This is a genomic window from Dickeya zeae NCPPB 2538 (assembly GCF_000406165.1).
Classification (GTDB): Bacteria; Pseudomonadota; Gammaproteobacteria; order Enterobacterales; family Enterobacteriaceae; genus Dickeya; species Dickeya zeae.
The window spans coordinates 3,448,231-3,465,995 of record NZ_CM001977.1 but is presented as its reverse complement, the minus strand read 5'-3'; the positions used below and the strand labels follow the sequence as shown (position 1 = coordinate 3,465,995).

Genomic DNA, 17,765 nt, shown 5'->3' with positions numbered 1-17,765 from the left:
TTCTCTGTGCTGCTTTTATTACCCGAGTCTTATCTCGCCTTATCCCGCCAGCGGTTGCTGAAAAATACCGGCGTTAACCTGCTCAGGGGTGACCACACCACTATCCAGTACCCAGCCGCTAATCAGGGCTGCGGGAGTGACATCGAATGCCGGGTTATACACCGGGGAGTTGTGCGGTGCCCACTGGCACTGGCCGAAGCTACCGGCTACCCCGGTGACTTCACTGGCGGCGCGCTGCTCGATGGGAATCGCGCTGCCATCCGGGCAGTGAGGGTCGTGGGTGGTGTGGGGGGCGGCGACGTAAAACGGAATGCCGTGATAGTGTGCCAGCACCGCCAGGCTGTAGGTGCCGATTTTATTGGCGACATCGCCGTTGGCAGCGATGCGATCCGCACCGACCCAAATAGCATCAACCTGGCCTTGTGCCATCAGTGACGCAGCCATCGAGTCGCAAATCAGGTGATAGGGGATACCCAGCTCGCCCAGTTCCCAGGCGGTCAAACGCCCGCCCTGCAACAGCGGACGGGTTTCATCCACCCAGACGTTCTCCACTTTGCCCTGCTGGTGAGCACGCAGGATGACGCCGATCGCCGTCCCCACGCCCGCCGTCGCCAGCCCGCCGGTATTGCAGTGGGTCAACAGGCGGCTACCCGGTTTTACCAGCCCGGCTCCGTTGTCCGCGATGCGTTCGCACAGCGCCTTATCCTCTTCTATCAGCCGTAACGCTTCCTGCGCCATGGCGTTGACGAAATCGTCACTCGCCAGTGCCTGCTTCATACGGTCAAGATTGTTCATCAGGTTAACGGCGGTCGGGCGGGAGGCACGTAATGTTTCCAACGCCTGGACCAACTGCGGCCGTGACAGACCTTGCTCTGCCAGCAACGCCAGCAACAGGCTGGCGGACAGCCCGATTAACGGTGCACCGCGTACCCGCAGAGCACGAATGTGCTCGACCAGTGCGTCGACATCCGGGCAGGGGCACCAGATTTTTTCCTGCGGCAGCGCCTGCTGGTCAAGGATCCACAACTGATTATCAACGAGGTTGAGGCTGGTGGTGTTAACAGTCTGCATGGGTGGTTAAATCCGTGTTGCGTTATTGCATCAGAATTCTTATTCTGCCAATATGCTTTACAGAAGTATAGACGTCCAAACGCTTTTATGTCTATACCCGCCATACTTCAAAAGATATGGCGCTGATAACACAACAAGAAATAGCAAACACATTCATCACACTAGGTAGATAAACGAGGTTGACCATGTCACTTTACCGTACTTTTAACGCGGACGATGCCGTGCAGTACGCCCGTCAGTATGGCGGGGTTGCGGATCCGCAGTCGTTGATAACAGCCGATGAGATAGGCGACGGTAACCTGAATCTGGTGTTCAAGATCCGTGATACACAAGGCGTCAGCCGGGTGATCGTCAAGCAGGCGTTGCCCTACGTTCGCTGTGTCGGTGAATCCTGGCCGTTAACGCTGGATCGCGCCCGTATTGAAGCGGAAACGCTGCTGGCACACGCACAGCATTGCCCGCAGCACACGGTGGCGGTGTTGCATCATGACCCGGTACTGGCGGTGATGGTGCAAGAAGACTTGTCTGATCATGAGATCTGGCGGCGTGAACTGGTGAAAGGGCAGGATTATCCGCAGGCGGCGGCACAACTGGGTGAGTATCTGGCACAGGCGTTGTTCCACCATAGCGATTTCTACCAGTCTCCCCATGAGAAAAAAGCGGCGGTCAGTCGTTTCACCAACCCGGAACTGTGTCAGATCACCGAAGATCTGTTTTTCACCGACCCGTACAGGGAACATGAGCGCAATCAGTTTGACCCGGCGCTGCTGGCTGATGTGCTGGCATTACGGGATGATCGCCCGCTGCTGTGCGCCATCGCGGCGCTTAAGCATGCTTTCCTCAGCAAGGCGGAAGCCTTGTTGCACGGTGATATTCACAGCGGTTCTATTTTCGTGGCGGAAAACCGCCTGAAGGTGATCGATGCGGAATTCGGTTTTTACGGCCCGATAGGGTTTGATGTTGGTACAGTGCTGGGTAACCTGCTGCTGAATTACTGCGGGCTGCCAGGGTTGTTGCCGCCACGTGAAGCTGTCGATGCACGGGAACGCCGTCTGGCGGATATCGTGACGGTATGGCAGACCTTCGCTACACGTTTTGCGGCGTTGGCTCATGAAAAGAGCCGTGACCCGGCGCTGGCGGTGGATGGCTACGTTGAACAGTTTCTGCGACAGGTATGGCAGGACACGGTCGGTTACTGCGGCACCGAATTGATTCGCCGTACCATCGGGCTGGCGCATGTCGCTGATCTCGATACCATTGCCGATGAGGCCGCTCGTCAGGCCTGCCAGCGCCATGCGATTCAGCTTGGCAAGACGCTGGTGTTGGCCGCCGCGCATATCGATGGCCCTGAAGCCTTGCTGGCGCGCGTGCGTCAGAGTGGTGCCTGAGAATAACGCATTAATCCGGCGCTTTTTCCCGATGTTTCAACCAGAAAAAGCGCCAGACCTGTCAGGCGACGGTATCAGCATCAACCGGTACTCGTTGCCTGCTCTCCACCTTGTGTGCGCTTAGCGCGTCCGGGGCAAAGTCATCAACGTTGATAGAGCGCAGCCGACTGGTTTCCGCCTGCATCAAGAGGTTGGCTTCTTCCGGCGTAATCACCCCTTCCGCCAGCCCGTGTTCCGCCAGTTTATCCAGTTGCATAAAGGGCAGCGGGTAACCTGCCGATTGCGATAAACGCTGATAGATCGGCTCTGCAGCCAGAATATCGCGCAGTGCGTGTTCCAGTTGCGCCGCCGGGTGATGAGCACCCGTGTGCAGATACAGGCCACGTCCCAACCGGCTGCGGGTTGCGGACGGTACCTGCAACAGTCGCGCCAGTTGGTGATCTAACTGGTCGCTCGGGGCCTTGCTAACTTGTCCTAGCGGGAGAATCATCACACGCAGTAACCGCGCCACCAGTTTGTTGGGGAAATTGCGCAGCAGGTCGACGATGGCTTGTTCCGCCTGATGCAAACAGTCCTGCACACCCCAATGCACCAGCGGTAAGTCAGCCTCCTGGCGACCTTCCTCGTCATAACGCTTAAGCGTGGCAGACGCCAGATAGAGCTGGCTTAGCACATCGCCCAGCCGCGCAGAAAGACGTTCGCGGCGCTTCAGGCTACCACCCAGAACCCCCATCGACACATCGGCCAGTAGTGCCAGATTGGCACTCAGCCGGTTCAGACGCTGGTAGTAGCGGTGGGTGACGTCGTTGACCGGGGCGCGACTGGTTCGCCCGTTGGTCAGGCCCAGCCACAGGCTACGCATGGCGTTGCTGGCGACGTGGCCCAGATGGCCGAACAGCGCCTGATCGAAGGCTTTCAGGTCATTATTCTGCGCCGCGTTCATCTCTTTGAGTATGTAAGGATGGCAGCGAATCGCGCCCTGCCCAAAGATGATCATGCTGCGGGTCAGAATATTGGCACCTTCGACGGTGATGGCGATCGGTGCCCCCTGATAGTGACGGGCGACAAAATTAGACGGGCCGAGGCAAATGCCTTTACCGCCGGTGATGTCCATCGCATCGATGATGCCGCGCTGGCCGCGATGGGTACAGTGGTACTTGACGATTGCTGACAGCACCGATGGCCGCGCGCCTTGCATGATGCCGCTGGTAATGAGGGTCGCGGCGGCATCCATCACGTAGGCGTTGCCTGCTATGCGGGCCAGCGGTTCTTCAATCCCTTCCATTTTGCCGATCGGCAATTTGAACTGGCGGCGGATACGGGCGTAAGCACCGGTCGCCAGCGCCACGCTTTTCATGCTGCCGGTCGAATTGGACGGCAGGGTAATGCCTCGGCCAACGGACAGGCACTCCATCAGCATCCGCCAGCCCTGACCTGCCATGCCCGGCCCGCCAATGATGTAATCCAGCGGAACGAAAATGTTTTCGCCCTGCGTCGGACCGTTTTGGAACGGAATATTAATGGGGAAATGACGACGGCCGATTTTGACGCCGTCGGTCTGTGTGGGGATCAGCGCACAGGTAATGCCGACATCGTCCTGGGAGCCCAGCAGGTGATCCGGGTCGTAAAGCCGGAACGCCAGCCCCAGCACGGTAGCGACCGGTGCCAGCGTGATATAACGTTTGTTCCAGGTCAGCCGCATCCCCAGTACCTGTTGCCCCTGCCAGTGGCCGTAGCACACCACGCCCAGATCAGGGATAGCACCGGCATCGGACCCGGCTTCCGGGCTGGTCAGCGCGAAACAGGGGATCTCATCACCACGCGCCAGCCGGGGAAGGTAGTGGTTTTTCTGCTCGTCGGTGCCGTAGTGTTGCAGCAATTCTCCGGGGCCGAGCGAATTGGGAACGCCGACGGTGATTGCCAGGATGCCGGAGACGCCCGCCAGCTTTTGCAGCACCATCGCCTGCGCGTAAGCGGAAAATTCCAGCCCGCCGTACTCTTTTTTGATGATCAGCGCGAAGAAGCGATGTTGTTTCAGGAACGCCCACAGTTCTGGCGGTAAATCGGCGCGCTCATGGGTGATCTCGAAGTCGTTTGCCATGCGGCAGGCTTCTTCCACCGGCCCGTCCAGAAATGCCTGTTCTTCCGGTGTGAGTGCCGGTCGGGGGTAAGCATGCAGGGTGCGCCAGTCTGGCGTGCCGCGAAATAATTCGCCTTCCCACCAGGTGGTACCGGCATCAATCGCCTCTTTTTCCGTTTTCGACATCGGCGGCATAACGCGGCGGAACGCCGCCAGCGCTGGTGCGGTTAACCATCGCCGCCGCCACGGCGTTGCCAGCAACGGCACGAGTACAAGAGCAAGCGGCAGCAGCAACCAGGCTGACCACACATGCAGCGACGCCATGACGGCAACCCAGAGTACAAGCACCGCACTGCTCAGCCACAGTGAAGCCCGGTGGTAGAGCAGAGCGCCGATAAGCAGCAAGACGATCAGGACACTGACTGCAACCATGATTTATTCTCCAGCCCGTTTAATCCGTTTACGTTTGTGGTCTGACCTGTTGGTATAGTGTGGTTTTAGTTCAGTAAGCTGTTTTTATCAATTCATTTACAACGCAATTACAACTTAACTCACAAACTCGCTGCCGGATGAAACCTCGGGTGCGCGATGCCGTCGTTTGGCAATTGTCTGCTTCTCGTCGTTTGGGCGATCCGCTACACTGCACGGCAATACAGGTTGCGTCTCTTTATGGCGTGGAATGGCGGGCATCGCCCGGTAACAGGGTTCATCATGGCCCGATGTTTCACCCCATGCCTCACCAGAGGCTCCGCCTACATATCATGATGTCATTGAATGAGAGGATTCCATGTACCAGGACTTAATCCGTAATGAGCTGAAAGAAGCGGCATCCACACTGAATACATTTTTAAGTGATGATGCCAATATTCAGGCGATTCAGGATGCGGCGGTTTTGCTGGCGGATGCCTTCAAGGCAGGCGGAAAGGTGCTTTCCTGCGGTAACGGCGGTTCTCATTGTGACGCTATGCATTTTGCTGAAGAACTCACCGGCCGCTACCGTGAAAACCGCCCTGGTTACCCGGCTATCGCCATTTCTGACCCAAGTCATTTGTCCTGTGTCAGTAACGATTTCGGCTATGATTTCGTGTTCTCTCGTTATGTCGAATCGCTGGGGCGTGAAGGGGATGTCCTGCTGGGGATTTCCACTTCCGGTAATTCCGGCAACATCATCAAGGCTATCAGTGCGGCCCGTGCCAAGCGTATGAAGGTGATTACACTGACTGGTAAGGACGGCGGCAAAATGGCCGGTACCGCCGATGTGGAAATTCGCGTACCGCATTTCGGTTACGCCGACCGGATTCAGGAAGTGCACATCAAGGCTATCCATATTCTGATCCAGTTGATTGAAAAGGAAATGGCTGGCAACTGATTGCCTGCCATGAGGCGCCGTCGTCATACGGCGCAGCAGCAACAGTAGTAGTGAAAGGAACCAGACATGTGTGAACTGCTTGGGATGAGTGCCAACGTCCCAACGGATATCTGTTTCAGTTTTACCGGCTTGATGCAGCGGGGCGGCCGTACCGGGCCGCACCGTGATGGCTGGGGGATTACGTTCTACGAAGGAAACGGCTGCCGTACCTTTAAAGACCCTCTACCCAGCTTTACCTCGCCGATTGCCGAATTGGTGCAGAACTATCCCATTAAATCCTGCTCGGTGGTTTCTCACATCCGTCAGGCTAACCGTGGCGCGGTCGCGCTGGAAAATACCCACCCGTTTACCCGTGAGTTGTGGGGCAGGAACTGGACGTTCGCCCATAATGGTCAGCTTAAGGGCTATCGGCGTTTGAAGACCGGCCATTTTCGCCCGGTTGGGGAAACGGATAGCGAGTACGCGTTTTGCTGGCTGTTGTACCAGTTGTCGCAACGCTACCCGCGTACGCCGTCTAACTGGCCTGCTGTGTTTCGCTACATCGCCACACTGGCCGAGCAGCTACGCAAAAAAGGCGTGTTTAACATGTTGCTGTCGGACGGGCAGTTCGTGATGGGATTTTGCTCGACGCACTTGCACTGGATCACCCGGCGGGCACCGTTTGGCAAAGCGACCTTACTGGATGACGATGTCGAGATAGACTTTCAGCAGCAGACCACACCTAACGATGTGGTCACTGTGCTGGCGACGCAACCGCTGACCGGCAACGAAACCTGGCATCGGATTCTGCCAGGCGAGTTCGTGTTATTTTGTTTTGGCGAGCGCGTAATGTGATTCAGGCTGACCAACGGGCGCGGACTGGTTAACCACGTACTGCCCGTTGAGCACTGACACCGCTGGCGGCTGATGCATGCGGTTGAAGTAAGCGTAGCCCGGCTGCAACTGACTCCAGAATTTATAGTAGTTGGAGCGGCTGTGACGTTTCATGTTCTGCTCGGTCATGCGGAACGGATAAATCGCCAGCTCGACTTTCTGCTGCCCGTTGCGCAGTGCTTTCTCCACGTACGTGTAAATCTCTTCGATGTATTTGTTGGTCATGGCGTAGCAGCCGATAGACACACACTCACCGTGAATCATCAGGTAACGACCGGAATAACCGTGCGCGCGGTCGTACTCGTTCGGAAAGCCGACATTAATGGCGCGATAATAGTGGCTGTCCGGCTTAAGCTGTTTTAAATCAACCTGATAAAACCCTTCCGGGCTTTTGAAGTCACCTTCGGTCATTTTAGGACCCAGACCGCCGGAGTATTTACAAATCGGGTAACTCTGTACCAGTTTGTATTCGCCGCCAATCATGGCATAAAGCTCCAGCACCCGTTCTTCCTTGAAGATCTGAATATAAACCGGTGAACCAGCAACCTGCTGTTTGGTTTCTGTCGCTACCGGAGAGACCTGATTGGCGTAGCTATTGCTGATGGCGACGGAAGGTAAAATAAACAACATCGCAAGCGAAAACGCGACTTTGTGCATTGTTAATCCTGATTATTGGCACTGTGATTCTGTCTGATACGGTGTGTGGCGGTGATGCCCCCGTATTCCCTTATCTGTCAGGCTTGGTCCTGCCATTAGGCTATGCCCCATAGCGAGGGATAGCCTGATGTCAAGTCGCGCCACCACATTATCACCGTATCTGTTTTATTCAGGAAGGAAAAAAGAATAAAAAATCGGACTATTCCGGCTGATGGCGTCAGGCTAATCGCGCTGCCGCATCGACAGGGTGGCATTACATAAAGAGAAGAGATTGCCTGCTGTAAAAGTTAACTGTATATTTATCCAGTTAATCGGAGGGGCGATGCGAAAAATCATTCATGTCGATATGGATTGCTTTTACGCCGCAATAGAGATGCGGGATAACCCGCGCCTGCGTGATATTCCGCTGGCGATTGGTGGCAGTGCCGATCGCCGTGGTGTGATTTGCACCGCCAACTACCCAGCGCGCCGTTATGGCGTCCGCAGTGCGATGGCGACGGCTACCGCATTGAGACTGTGCCCGCATTTGACCTTGTTGCCCGGCCGTATGGAGGTTTACAAAGCCACCTCCCTGCAGATTCGCGCGATATTTTCCCGCTATACCTCGCTGATTGAACCGCTGTCGCTGGATGAAGCCTACCTTGATGTGACGGATAGCCCGTATTGCGGGGGCTCCGCCACCCTGATGGCACAAGAAATTCGCCAGACGATTTCCGATGAACTGCATCTGACCGCATCGGCAGGTGTCGCCCCCATCAAATTCCTCGCCAAGGTTGCCTCTGAACAGAACAAACCCAACGGGCAGTGTGTGATTACTCCCACACAGATGGAGGCGTTTCTGCTGGCGTTGCCGTTGGAAAAAATTCCCGGTGTCGGCAACGTGACCGCCCGGCGGCTGGCTGAGTGCGGTTTACATACCTGTGCAGATGTCCGTCGTTACCCTCTGAGCGAGTTGCTGCGGGAATTCGGTAAATTCGGTCGGGTGCTATGGGAGCGCTGCCACGGTATTGATGAGCGCCAGGTCTCGCCGGATCGCCTGCGAAAATCCGTTGGCGTAGAAAAGACCCTGGCGCGGGATATTCACGACTGGACTGCCTGCGAAGCGCTGATTGAACGATTGTACGACGAGCTGGAACTACGCCTGCGACGTGTTCGCCCAGATCTGCATATCGCCCGCCAGGGGGTCAAACTGAAATTTGATGATTTTCGTCAGACCACGCAGGAGCATGTCTGGCCGGTACTCAACAAGCCGGATTTGCTAAGGCTGGCGCGTGAAAGTTGGGAGCAGCGGCGTGATGCACGGGGCGTGCGGCTGGTGGGGTTGCATGTGTCGTTGATGGACCCACAACTTGAGCGGCAACTGCTCTTGCCGTGGGATTGACGTTTGGCTGTAAACGAACGTGTTTCGGTATCTGGCGGTGATGCCCGCATTAGCAGGCATCACCGGCGCAGATTAGGCGCGTTCCGGAATGGCTTTCAGCAATGCTGTCAGCAGCGTCCAGTATTGACCGACGCTGGCGATATGAACCCGTTCATCCGGTGAGTGTGGGCCTCTGATGGTTGGCCCGATGGAAACCATATCCATATCCGGATACGGTTTCTTGAACAAACCACACTCCAGACCGGCATGGATCACCATGATGTTGGGGGTTTTACCGAACAGCTTCTGGTACGTTTCGCGAACCAGATGCATCACAGGTGACTGCGCATCTGGCTGCCAGCCAGGGTAGCCGCCTTTGGCCTCAGTATCAGCACCCGCCAGCTCGCCCAGCGAAGTCAGCATGCTAACCACGTAGTCTTTGCCGCTATCGACCAGCGAGCGGATCAAGCAGTGAATGTCTGCCTGCGTCTCGGTCATGCTGACGACGCCAACGTTTAGCGACGTTTCCACCACGCCTTTGATGTCGTCACTCATGCGGATAACGCCATTCGGTGTGCTGTTCAACAGCGCGATGAAACGATCCCGGCTGGCGGTAGTCAGTGCAGCCGTGGTGCTGTCTGCGGTTTCCAGCAACAAGGTGATATTTTTTTCTACGGCGGCGAGCTCATGTTTGAGGACGGCCAGATAGGCTTGCGCGGCGTCTTTCAGGGCATCGACGTGATGAGCGGATACCGCCAGGGTCACCGCACCTTCACGCGGGATCGCGTTGCGCAGGGTGCCGCCGTGCAGGTCGATAACCCGCAGATCCAGCTCGGTGGCGTAGTGCGCCAGAAAACGCGCCAGCAGTTTATTGACGTTGCCAAGCCCCAGGTGAATGTCGCAACCCGAATGGCCGCCTTTCAGCCCTTTGATGACCAGTTTTAGCGTCTGGTAACCGGCTGGAACGGCTTCGCGCTGTAATGGCAGACGGGTCATAAAATCGATACCCCCCGCACACCCCATGTAAACTTCGCCTTCTTCTTCCGAATCGGTATTGATCAGAATATCGCCCTGAAGCCAGTTGGGTTGCAGGCCGAACGCACCGTCCATACCGGCTTCTTCCGTCATGGTCAGCAGCACTTCCAGCGGCCCGTGCTCTACGCTGTCGTCAGACAACACCGCCAGCGCCGAAGCCATGCCGATACCGTTGTCTGCGCCAAGCGTCGTACCGCGCGCTTTGATCCACTCACCATCGACATAAGGTTGGATGGGGTCGGTGGTGAAGTCGTGTACCGTGTCGTTGTTTTTCTGCGGCACCATGTCCAGATGTGCCTGGATCACTACCGGTTTACGATTTTCCATGCCGGGCGTCGCCGGTTTACGCAGCAGAATATTGCCAACCTGATCGCGTTCCGTGTGAAGGCCGCGCTCCTTTGCCCATGACAGAATATACGCAGCCAGTGCTTCTTCATGGTAAGACGGATGTGGAATAGAGCAGATTTTGGCAAAAATATCCCACAGCGGCTGTGGGGAGAGTTGAGACAAAGCAGACACTATTGAACCTCTCCAGTTAGGCATTTACGCGACAAACGGCGTGTGATGCCAGAGCAACATGGTTATTGATCGCCTGAAGACGCAGGCACGTTGCTACAGAATACCACTTTCCCACGGTGGGAGAGAATGTCCGCGGTATAAGGATTATGCATGGCTGATGGGGCGGAAAGTGGAAGACGGCGGAATACGTGAGTGCGAATTCAGGCAATACAATCCTGGGAAGAAAGTTCAGAGAAGAGGGGGAGCCCTCTTCCCGGTCTGCGTGATTAGTCGGTGTGGCGTGGCGAATCGGACGTAGCGTCATGCCGATGAATTACAATTGGGGTCAAAGCTGGTTGGCGTTGGCGCAACAGGCGCAAGCTGATGCTCAGTTCGAAGCAAATCACCGTCAGTATGGTGATAACAAAGAAAGGGGCGAACACATCCAGTTGTGCAAGGAGGAAACTGTCAAACATCGTCATGGCTATTCTCCTGGCTATTTTCTGTTCTCCTTGTTTGTAACGCATCTGTAACATCGCGTCTAATAACTTTTTCACATTACGAATGGTTAATTAATTACGGTGAGTTACCAATTACCGTCGTGTACATAAATACTGGTTTTTGTCTGGTCAGCTATCTATAATCTCGCGCAACCTTATTTTCCCCTTCTGACTCTGATTAAGCCGACCTCATCGTTGGCTGGGATATGTTTTATGAGTGAAAAGTACATCGTCACCTGGGATATGTTGCAAATTCATGCCCGTAAACTGGCTCAGCGCTTGCTGCCGGCCGAACAGTGGAAAGGCATTATTGCCGTGAGCCGTGGTGGTTTAGTTCCAGGGGCATTACTGGCCCGCGAACTGGGTATTCGCAATGTCGATACCGTGTGTATCTCCAGCTACGATCATGACAACCAGCGTGAGCTGAAAGTGCTTAAACGCGCTGAAGGTGACGGTGAAGGTTACATCGTGATCGACGATTTGGTGGACACCGGTGGTACTGCCAAGGCAATCCGCGAAATGTACCCGAAAGCTCACTTCATCACTATTTTCGCCAAACCGGCTGGTAAGCCGCTGGTAGACGACTACGAAGTCGATATCCCTCAGGATACCTGGATTGAACAGCCGTGGGACATGGGCGTGGTATTCATACCGCCTTTGGTCGGCCGTTAATTCCATACCGCTGTTATCGTCGACGCGCCCGGTTATGCCGGGCGTGTTTGTTTTTGTAGGTTGATGGTTTTTGCTGGTTGATAGATTTTGTCGGCAAGATAATTTTTGTCGGCGGAATAGCGCGGTACCGCTATAGCCCGGTGCACGTTTGTTCGGTACACTTTTCCCACATACCCTCATCGTTCCGTCGTTGATTCGTCCATGGAGGCAGCTGTGGTTCAGGCCAACCTGTCCGAAACGCTATTTAAACCCTCGGTAAGACATCAGGAAACCTCTACGCTTATTCAGCGCTCCCGCAATGCGCCCGGCTCGGCCGAGATGCAGTCGGCGCTGGAAGGTGAAACCACCAACAACTGGTATCGGATGCTTAACCGGTTATTGTGGATTTGGCGTGGTGTGCACCCGTGGGAAATTGAAGAGGTGCTATCACGCATTGCCGCCAGCCAGGCGACGCGCAGCGATGAGCAGCGGCTGGATACAGTGATTGGCTATCGCGGGGGTAACTGGATCTACGAGTGGGTATCACAGGGGATGCGCTGGCAACAACAAGCGGGTCAGCATGCTCAGAGCGAACAGGCGGGGCAATGCTGGCTGAACGCCGCCAACCTGTACAGTATCGCCGCCTATCCCCATCTTAAAGGGGATGAACTGGCCGAGCAGGCGCAGACGCTGGCGAATCGTGCTTATGAAGAAGCCGCTATTCATCTTCCCTACGAACTGAAAACCCTGACCTTTCCGGTAGACGGCGGCGGGCAGTTGACCGCTTTTTTGCATATGCCCGCGCAGGGGAAGGCACCGTTTCCCACCGTACTGATCTGCGGCAGTCTGGACATGCTGCAATGCGATTATCACCGCTTGTTTCAGGATTATCTCGCCCCGGCAGGGTTCGCGATGCTGACGGTGGATATGCCGTCGGTCGGGTTTTCTTCACGCTGGAAACTGGATCAGGATTCCAGTTTTCTCCATCAACAGGTGCTGCGGGCGTTACCGGATGTGCCGTGGATTGATCACACTCGCGTCGGTGCCTTTGGTTTTCGCTTTGGAGCCAATATCGCGGTACGACTGGCGTATCTGGAAGCCAACCGGCTACGGGCGGTCGCCTGTCTGGGGCCGATTGTGCACCACCTGCTGTCGGATGCTCAGCGTCAGCGGCAGGTGCCCGACATGTTTATGGATGTGCTCGCCAGCCGCCTTGGCATGACCTATTCCTCCGATGCGGCGTTGCTGGTAGAGATGGGGCGTTACTCCCTCAAAATGCAGGGGTTGCTGGGACGACGCTGCCCGACGCCGATGCTTTCTGGCTACTGGAAAGATGACCTGATTAGCCCGCCGGAAGAGTCGATGTTGATAGTTAATTCATCGCAACAGGGGAAATTGCTGGCACTGAATTTTTCACCGGTATACCAGACGTTCCATCTGGCGCTGCAACAGATGACCGACTGGCTACAGCGCCAGTTGCGCTAACCCCCGCGCCTTTAGTGTTGTCACCCCCATGTCGGGGGTGACGGCGATTGATAAAGAAATTACTGTAAATGAGTAATTTTTCTTATCAATATCGTCTGCATTTACCCGTATAGTGTGTGGTGGTGTGACACGGCTCGCGCCCTGAAACGACGGACGCAAAAAAACTTGAACCCGTGTCAGCAGTTCTGGCAGGTTGATTGACTCCGTCGCTGTGAATGCTTGGAAGTCTTCTGATTTAAAGGAGGGTGTCATGGCAGTGAAAAGCAGGCTCATCAAGAAATTTGCCTCATTGGGGCCGTATTTGCGTGAAGATCAGTGCGAAGAAAAGCATTTTTTCTTTGATTGCCTGGCGGTTTGTGTCAATGTAAAACCTGCGCCGGAAAAGCGAGAGTTTTGGGGTTGGTGGCTTAATCTGGAATGGCAGGATCAAACCCTGTTTTATACCTACCGTATCGGTCTGTTTGATAAGGTGGGCGACTGGCGCGAAGAAACCATCAAAGATACTGAGGTACATGAGAAAGTGCTGGCTACCCGTGAAGATTTCCACACCCGCCTGCAGGCGCTGGTAGAACAACTCGACCCACCTTTTTCCCTCTCCGCACGACCATGATGCTCTCCGGCATCACGCCGGAGTCAGGGGTTTTCGCGTTGTGCTGGTTGGCATAGCGCGTTTCTCCTGTTACAACGTTTTTTTCATCCTTTTATTGTTTATTGTTCAACGCAACGGCAGAAAAATTATGAGTGGCAGCCAGACTTTGGTTGTAAAACTGGGTACCAGCGTGCTGACTGGCGGTTCACGTCGCCTCAACCGCGCCCATATCGTCGAACTGGTGCGCCAGTGCGCCCAGCAGCATGCCGCAGGGCATCGCATTGTGATTGTGACTTCCGGGGCGATTGCCGCCGGCCGCGAGCATCTGGGATACCCGGAACTGCCACCGACCATCGCCACCAAGCAGTTGCTGGCAGCCGTAGGGCAAAGCCGTTTGATTCAACTGTGGGAACAACTGTTTTCCATCTATGGCATCCATGTGGGGCAGATGCTGCTGACCCGTGCTGATCTGGAAGACCGGGAACGTTTCCTTAATGCCCGCGATACCATGCGTGCGCTGCTGGATAACCGTATCGTACCGGTGATTAACGAGAATGATGCGGTGGCGACAGCGGAAATCAAAGTCGGCGATAACGACAATCTGTCGGCGTTGGCCGCCATGCTGGCGGATGCCGATAAGCTGCTGCTGCTGACCGACCAGACCGGGCTGTTTACCGCTGATCCGCGCACGAACCCGGACGCCGAGCTTATCCGTGAAGTACAAGGCGTTACTGACGAACTGCGTCAGATTGCCGGTGGCAGCGTTTCCGGCCTGGGGACGGGCGGTATGTCCACCAAATTGCAGGCCGCCGACGTGGCGTGCCGTTCCGGTATCGAGGTGGTGATTGCCGCAGGCAATCGCGCTGGCGTTATCGGTGATGTGATTAACGATGTTTCGGTCGGCACCCGTTTCCACGCTATGGAAACCCCGCTGGAAAGCCGCAAACGCTGGATCTTCGGCGCGCCGCCTGCCGGTGAAATTACCGTGGATGACGGTGCGCTGGCCGCCATGCTGGAGCGCGGCAGTTCCCTGTTGCCCAAAGGCATCCGCGAGGTGGCGGGCAATTTCTCCCGTGGCGAGGTCATTCGCATCCGCAGCCTGAACGGCCGTGACCTGGCCCATGCTGTCACCCGTTACAACAGTGACGCACTGCGCATGATAGCCGGGCATCACTCCCAGGAGATTGCTGAAATCCTGGGTTACGAATACGGCCCGGTTGCTGTCCACCGCGACGACATGATCATTATTTAAGGAGCAGGCGATGCTTGAGCAAATGGGTAAAGCGGCTAAAAAAGCCTCTTATCAGCTGGCGGCGCTGAGCACCAGCCAGAAAAACAAGGCGTTGATGACGATAGCGGATCTGCTGGAAGCCCAGCATGACGCCATTCTGAGCGCCAACGAGCAGGACCTGGCGCAGGCCAGAGAAAACGGCATGAGCGAGGCATTGCTGGATCGCTTGCAACTGACCCCGGCGCGCCTGAAAGCGATTGCCGACGATGTGCGCCAGGTGTGCCGCCTGAATGACCCGGTCGGTGAAATCATCGACGGCCGTATTCTGGACAATGGCCTGAAACTGGAGCGCCGCCGGGTGCCGCTCGGTGTCGTCGGGGTGATTTATGAGGCCCGTCCGAACGTGACGGTGGATGTCGCCAGCCTGTGCCTGAAAACCGGCAACGCGGTGATACTGCGTGGCGGTAAAGAGACCTATCGCACCAACGCCGCCACGGTAAAGGTTATCCAGCAGGCGCTCACCGAGTGCGGTTTACCCGCCGCCGCGATTCAGGCGATTGAAAGCCCGGATCGTGAGCTGGTCAACCAACTGCTGAAGCTCGATCGCTACGTGGATATGCTGATCCCGCGCGGTGGCGCCGGGTTGCACAAGCTATGCCGCGAGCAGTCCACCATTCCGGTGATCACCGGCGGTATCGGGGTGTGCCATATTTACGTTGATGAGTCGATGGAGTTTGAACCGGCGCTGAACGTGATCGTTAACGCGAAAACCCAACGCCCCAGCACCTGTAACACGGTGGAAACCCTGCTGGTGCATCAGGGTATCGCGGCGACGTTCCTGCCTGCGCTGAGCGAGCGCATGAAGCAGGCAGGCGTGAGCCTGCATGCCTGCCCGGCGTCGCTGCCGTTGCTAAACGGTGGCCCGGCTAATGTCACGGCGGTAGAGGCCGCGAACTATGACGACGAGTGGCTTTCGCTGGATCTGAACGTCAAGCTGGTGACCGATATCGACGATGCCATCGATCACATTCGTGAACATGGCACCCAACACTCCGACGCTATCCTGACCCGTTCATTAAGCCGTGCTGAACAGTTCGTGCGTGAAGTGGACTCCTCGGCGGTGTACGTTAATGCTACCACCCGCTTTACCGACGGCGGCCAGTTTGGACTTGGCGCGGAAGTGGCGGTCAGCACCCAGAAACTGCACGCCCGTGGCCCCATGGGGCTGGAAGCGCTCACCACCTACAAATGGATTGGTTACGGCGACGATCTGGTTCGTGCGTGATTGCCTTCCATGCCCGGCAGCCGCGAGCGCGCGCCTGTCGGGCAAGACGCTTAGAAAACCATCAGACGATACGTGTAAGTATTGACTTGCCGTAATGATTTGACTAGTTTGTCACCCCGTAGTTCACGTCACGCACTCGCGGGACGATCTCAGGGCCGATATAGCTCAGTTGGTAGAGCAGCGCATTCGTAATGCGAAGGTCGTAGGTTCGACTCCTATTATCGGCACCATCTAAATCAATAAGTTACCACAAATTCCTGAATCGACTTTTACGCCGGGGTTACACCGGGGTTACGTTTCGCCGTGTGCTGAACCGGGTTTACCGACGTTGTGAACAGGATTGAAGTGCTATCGTGCCGGGCGGGTTGTTTGTGTTTATCCAGCAACAATATGCGGGGTTAACTCAGCGGCTTGAGCCTGAAAGGGATGCTGTTAAGCACCTGGGCGGGGTCAAGCGCCAGCAAACGAGCCAGTTGAACAAACTCCACCACATCCAGTCTGCGTTCCCCGTTTTCGACCTTGGCAATAAACGATTGCGGGCGTTCCAACGCCTGCGCCAGCATTTCCTGTGTGATGCCTTTGGCGATACGCGCTTCACGCAGCGTTTTGATAACGAGTTGATATTCAGCGGTGTAGGTGGAAGCCATGCGTTGAGTCTCGAAAGCGGGTCTGGTGCACTATCGGTGATAGTTCGCTTTATCCCAAAAAAGGATTTTTAACGCTGTCTGGAAAAGGGGGCTCGCTGTGACTACCTGTTGAGTAGCGGGTGCAAGAGCACGATAGGGTCGAGTGAAAGCAGGCGGCTGATGTGTATGAATTCCACAATATCAAGCCTACGCTCGCCGTTCTCGATTTTGGCAATGAAGGATTGTGGTTTACCGAGAGCTTGTGCCAGCGTTGCCTGAGTCACGCCTTGAGCGATTCTGGCTGCGCGCAGGGCTTTGATAATGCGCTGGTACTCGGCTGAATAAGTTGATGCCATAACATGATGCTCTTGACGAATATCCTAAAATCGAATATCTGTCATGTTTCGATATATCCCAAAGTGGGATATTTGGTTGCGGGCAAAAGGAGAGCAGTAATGGAAACAGGTGACTGGCATCCGGCAGATATCATTGCCGCATTAAGAAAACGGGGAACCACGCTGGCGGCACTATCACGCCAACATGGGCTGGCCTCGTCAACGCTGGCGAATGCGTTATCCCGGCATTGGCCGAAAGGGGAAAGACTGATTGCGCAGGCAGTAGAGAAAACACCGCAAGAAATCTGGCCGTCGCGCTATCGGCGCATGACGCCGCAACGGCAGGGAAAAGACGTTAACGGCGATTAAAGCCAGGCTATACCCGAAAAATGCCACCGTAGTGCGGTGGCTGAATGAAATGAGTTGGGGTATTCCAAAATCGAGTGGGGGAGACAATCAAACTACGGGACGCGTCTAGCCCGTGGCAAACAAACACCCCCACGTGCGTGGGGAAGACAGTCCAACTGCGGCGCACGGACATCTTGCGTGGGAAACACCCCCACGTGCATGGGGAAGACGAAGTTTAAAGGTTAATGAGCTATATCTTACCGGAAACACCCCCCACGTGCGTGGGGAAGACATGATCCGTGTTGTCAGAATGCAATGCCTGTTGGAAACACCCCATGTGCGTGGGGAAGACTGTGCCATATCGCTGCAATCGCGTTGTTGCTC

At 55.8% G+C, this 17,765-nt stretch carries 17 protein-coding genes and 1 tRNA gene; 11 read left to right on the top strand and 7 right to left on the bottom strand.

The window, feature by feature from the left end:
* Window positions 1–39 precede the first annotated feature (39 nt).
* Window positions 40–1,071: an S-methyl-5-thioribose-1-phosphate isomerase gene (gene mtnA / locus DZE2538_RS15250; RefSeq protein WP_038916708.1), complete on the bottom strand. Its 1,032-nt coding sequence runs from the start codon at window positions 1,069–1,071 to the stop codon at window positions 40–42.
* A gap of 185 nt (window positions 1,072–1,256) precedes the next feature.
* On the opposite strand from mtnA, the gene mtnK reads away from it, so the two are divergent.
* Entirely contained in the window at window positions 1,257–2,459 is a 1,203-nt protein-coding gene (gene mtnK / locus DZE2538_RS15245) for an S-methyl-5-thioribose kinase (protein ID WP_038916707.1), read from the top strand.
* A gap of 61 nt (window positions 2,460–2,520) precedes the next feature.
* Here mtnK and fadE read toward each other — a convergent pair whose 3' ends face one another.
* Window positions 2,521–4,971, bottom strand: a complete 2,451-nt coding sequence (fadE, locus tag DZE2538_RS15240; RefSeq protein WP_038916706.1) for an acyl-CoA dehydrogenase FadE — start codon at window positions 4,969–4,971, stop codon at window positions 2,521–2,523.
* A gap of 355 nt (window positions 4,972–5,326) precedes the next feature.
* On the opposite strand from fadE, the gene lpcA reads away from it, so the two are divergent.
* Entirely contained in the window at window positions 5,327–5,908 is a 582-nt protein-coding gene (gene lpcA / locus DZE2538_RS15235) for a D-sedoheptulose 7-phosphate isomerase (RefSeq protein ID WP_012885889.1), read from the top strand.
* Window positions 5,909–5,974: 66 nt separating this feature from the next.
* Entirely contained in the window at window positions 5,975–6,742 is a 768-nt protein-coding gene (locus tag DZE2538_RS15230; RefSeq protein ID WP_019845247.1) for a class II glutamine amidotransferase, read from the top strand.
* On the opposite strand, the gene dpaA is transcribed toward DZE2538_RS15230, so the two are convergent.
* Window positions 6,713–7,438, bottom strand: a complete 726-nt coding sequence (dpaA, locus tag DZE2538_RS15225) for a peptidoglycan meso-diaminopimelic acid protein amidase (RefSeq protein WP_012885887.1) — start codon at window positions 7,436–7,438, stop codon at window positions 6,713–6,715. The genes DZE2538_RS15230 and dpaA overlap by 30 nt on opposite strands.
* A gap of 322 nt (window positions 7,439–7,760) precedes the next feature.
* Here dpaA and dinB point away from each other — a divergent pair, with 322 nt between their 5' ends.
* On the top strand, window positions 7,761–8,819 hold the full coding sequence (gene dinB / locus DZE2538_RS15220) for a DNA polymerase IV (RefSeq protein WP_019845248.1): 1,059 nt from the start codon (window positions 7,761–7,763) through the stop codon (window positions 8,817–8,819).
* A gap of 72 nt (window positions 8,820–8,891) precedes the next feature.
* Here dinB and pepD read toward each other — a convergent pair whose 3' ends face one another.
* Both pepD and DZE2538_RS15210 read right to left on the bottom strand, forming a co-directional pair.
* On the bottom strand, window positions 8,892–10,352 hold the full coding sequence (gene pepD / locus DZE2538_RS15215) for a beta-Ala-His dipeptidase (RefSeq protein ID WP_038916705.1): 1,461 nt from the start codon (window positions 10,350–10,352) through the stop codon (window positions 8,892–8,894).
* A 266-nt stretch (window positions 10,353–10,618) separates the two neighbouring features.
* Complete coding sequence (locus tag DZE2538_RS15210) at window positions 10,619–10,813, bottom strand: hypothetical protein (RefSeq protein ID WP_012885884.1); 195 nt, start codon at window positions 10,811–10,813, stop codon at window positions 10,619–10,621.
* Between the two features lie 231 nt (window positions 10,814–11,044).
* Between DZE2538_RS15210 and gpt the strand changes: the two genes are divergently transcribed.
* From gpt to DZE2538_RS15175, 6 genes are all read left to right on the top strand, one after another.
* Window positions 11,045–11,503: a xanthine phosphoribosyltransferase gene (gene gpt, locus DZE2538_RS15205; protein WP_023640577.1), complete on the top strand. Its 459-nt coding sequence runs from the start codon at window positions 11,045–11,047 to the stop codon at window positions 11,501–11,503.
* A gap of 213 nt (window positions 11,504–11,716) precedes the next feature.
* The gene (gene frsA / locus DZE2538_RS15200) at window positions 11,717–12,967 is read left to right on the top strand and encodes an esterase FrsA (RefSeq protein WP_023640576.1); all 1,251 of its coding nucleotides are present in this window, start codon (window positions 11,717–11,719) and stop codon (window positions 12,965–12,967) included.
* 250 nt (window positions 12,968–13,217) lie between these two features.
* Window positions 13,218–13,577, top strand: a complete 360-nt coding sequence (gene crl / locus DZE2538_RS15190) for a sigma factor-binding protein Crl (protein WP_023640574.1) — start codon at window positions 13,218–13,220, stop codon at window positions 13,575–13,577.
* Between the two features lie 127 nt (window positions 13,578–13,704).
* Window positions 13,705–14,808, top strand: a complete 1,104-nt coding sequence (gene proB, locus DZE2538_RS15185) for a glutamate 5-kinase (protein ID WP_012885880.1) — start codon at window positions 13,705–13,707, stop codon at window positions 14,806–14,808.
* 10 nt (window positions 14,809–14,818) lie between these two features.
* Complete coding sequence (gene proA / locus DZE2538_RS15180; RefSeq protein ID WP_023640573.1) at window positions 14,819–16,072, top strand: glutamate-5-semialdehyde dehydrogenase; 1,254 nt, start codon at window positions 14,819–14,821, stop codon at window positions 16,070–16,072.
* 154 nt (window positions 16,073–16,226) lie between these two features.
* A tRNA-Thr gene (locus tag DZE2538_RS15175) sits at window positions 16,227–16,302 on the top strand.
* Window positions 16,303–16,470: 168 nt separating this feature from the next.
* Here the strand turns inward: DZE2538_RS15175 and DZE2538_RS15170 are convergent.
* The gene (locus DZE2538_RS15170) at window positions 16,471–16,719 is read right to left on the bottom strand and encodes a helix-turn-helix domain-containing protein (RefSeq protein WP_012885878.1); all 249 of its coding nucleotides are present in this window, start codon (window positions 16,717–16,719) and stop codon (window positions 16,471–16,473) included.
* A 101-nt stretch (window positions 16,720–16,820) separates the two neighbouring features.
* The gene (locus DZE2538_RS15165) at window positions 16,821–17,054 is read right to left on the bottom strand and encodes a helix-turn-helix domain-containing protein (protein ID WP_023640572.1); all 234 of its coding nucleotides are present in this window, start codon (window positions 17,052–17,054) and stop codon (window positions 16,821–16,823) included.
* A 99-nt stretch (window positions 17,055–17,153) separates the two neighbouring features.
* Here DZE2538_RS15165 and DZE2538_RS15160 point away from each other — a divergent pair, with 99 nt between their 5' ends.
* The gene (locus tag DZE2538_RS15160; RefSeq protein ID WP_038916704.1) at window positions 17,154–17,402 is read left to right on the top strand and encodes a helix-turn-helix domain-containing protein; all 249 of its coding nucleotides are present in this window, start codon (window positions 17,154–17,156) and stop codon (window positions 17,400–17,402) included.
* The last annotated feature ends 363 nt before the right edge of the window (window positions 17,403–17,765 follow it).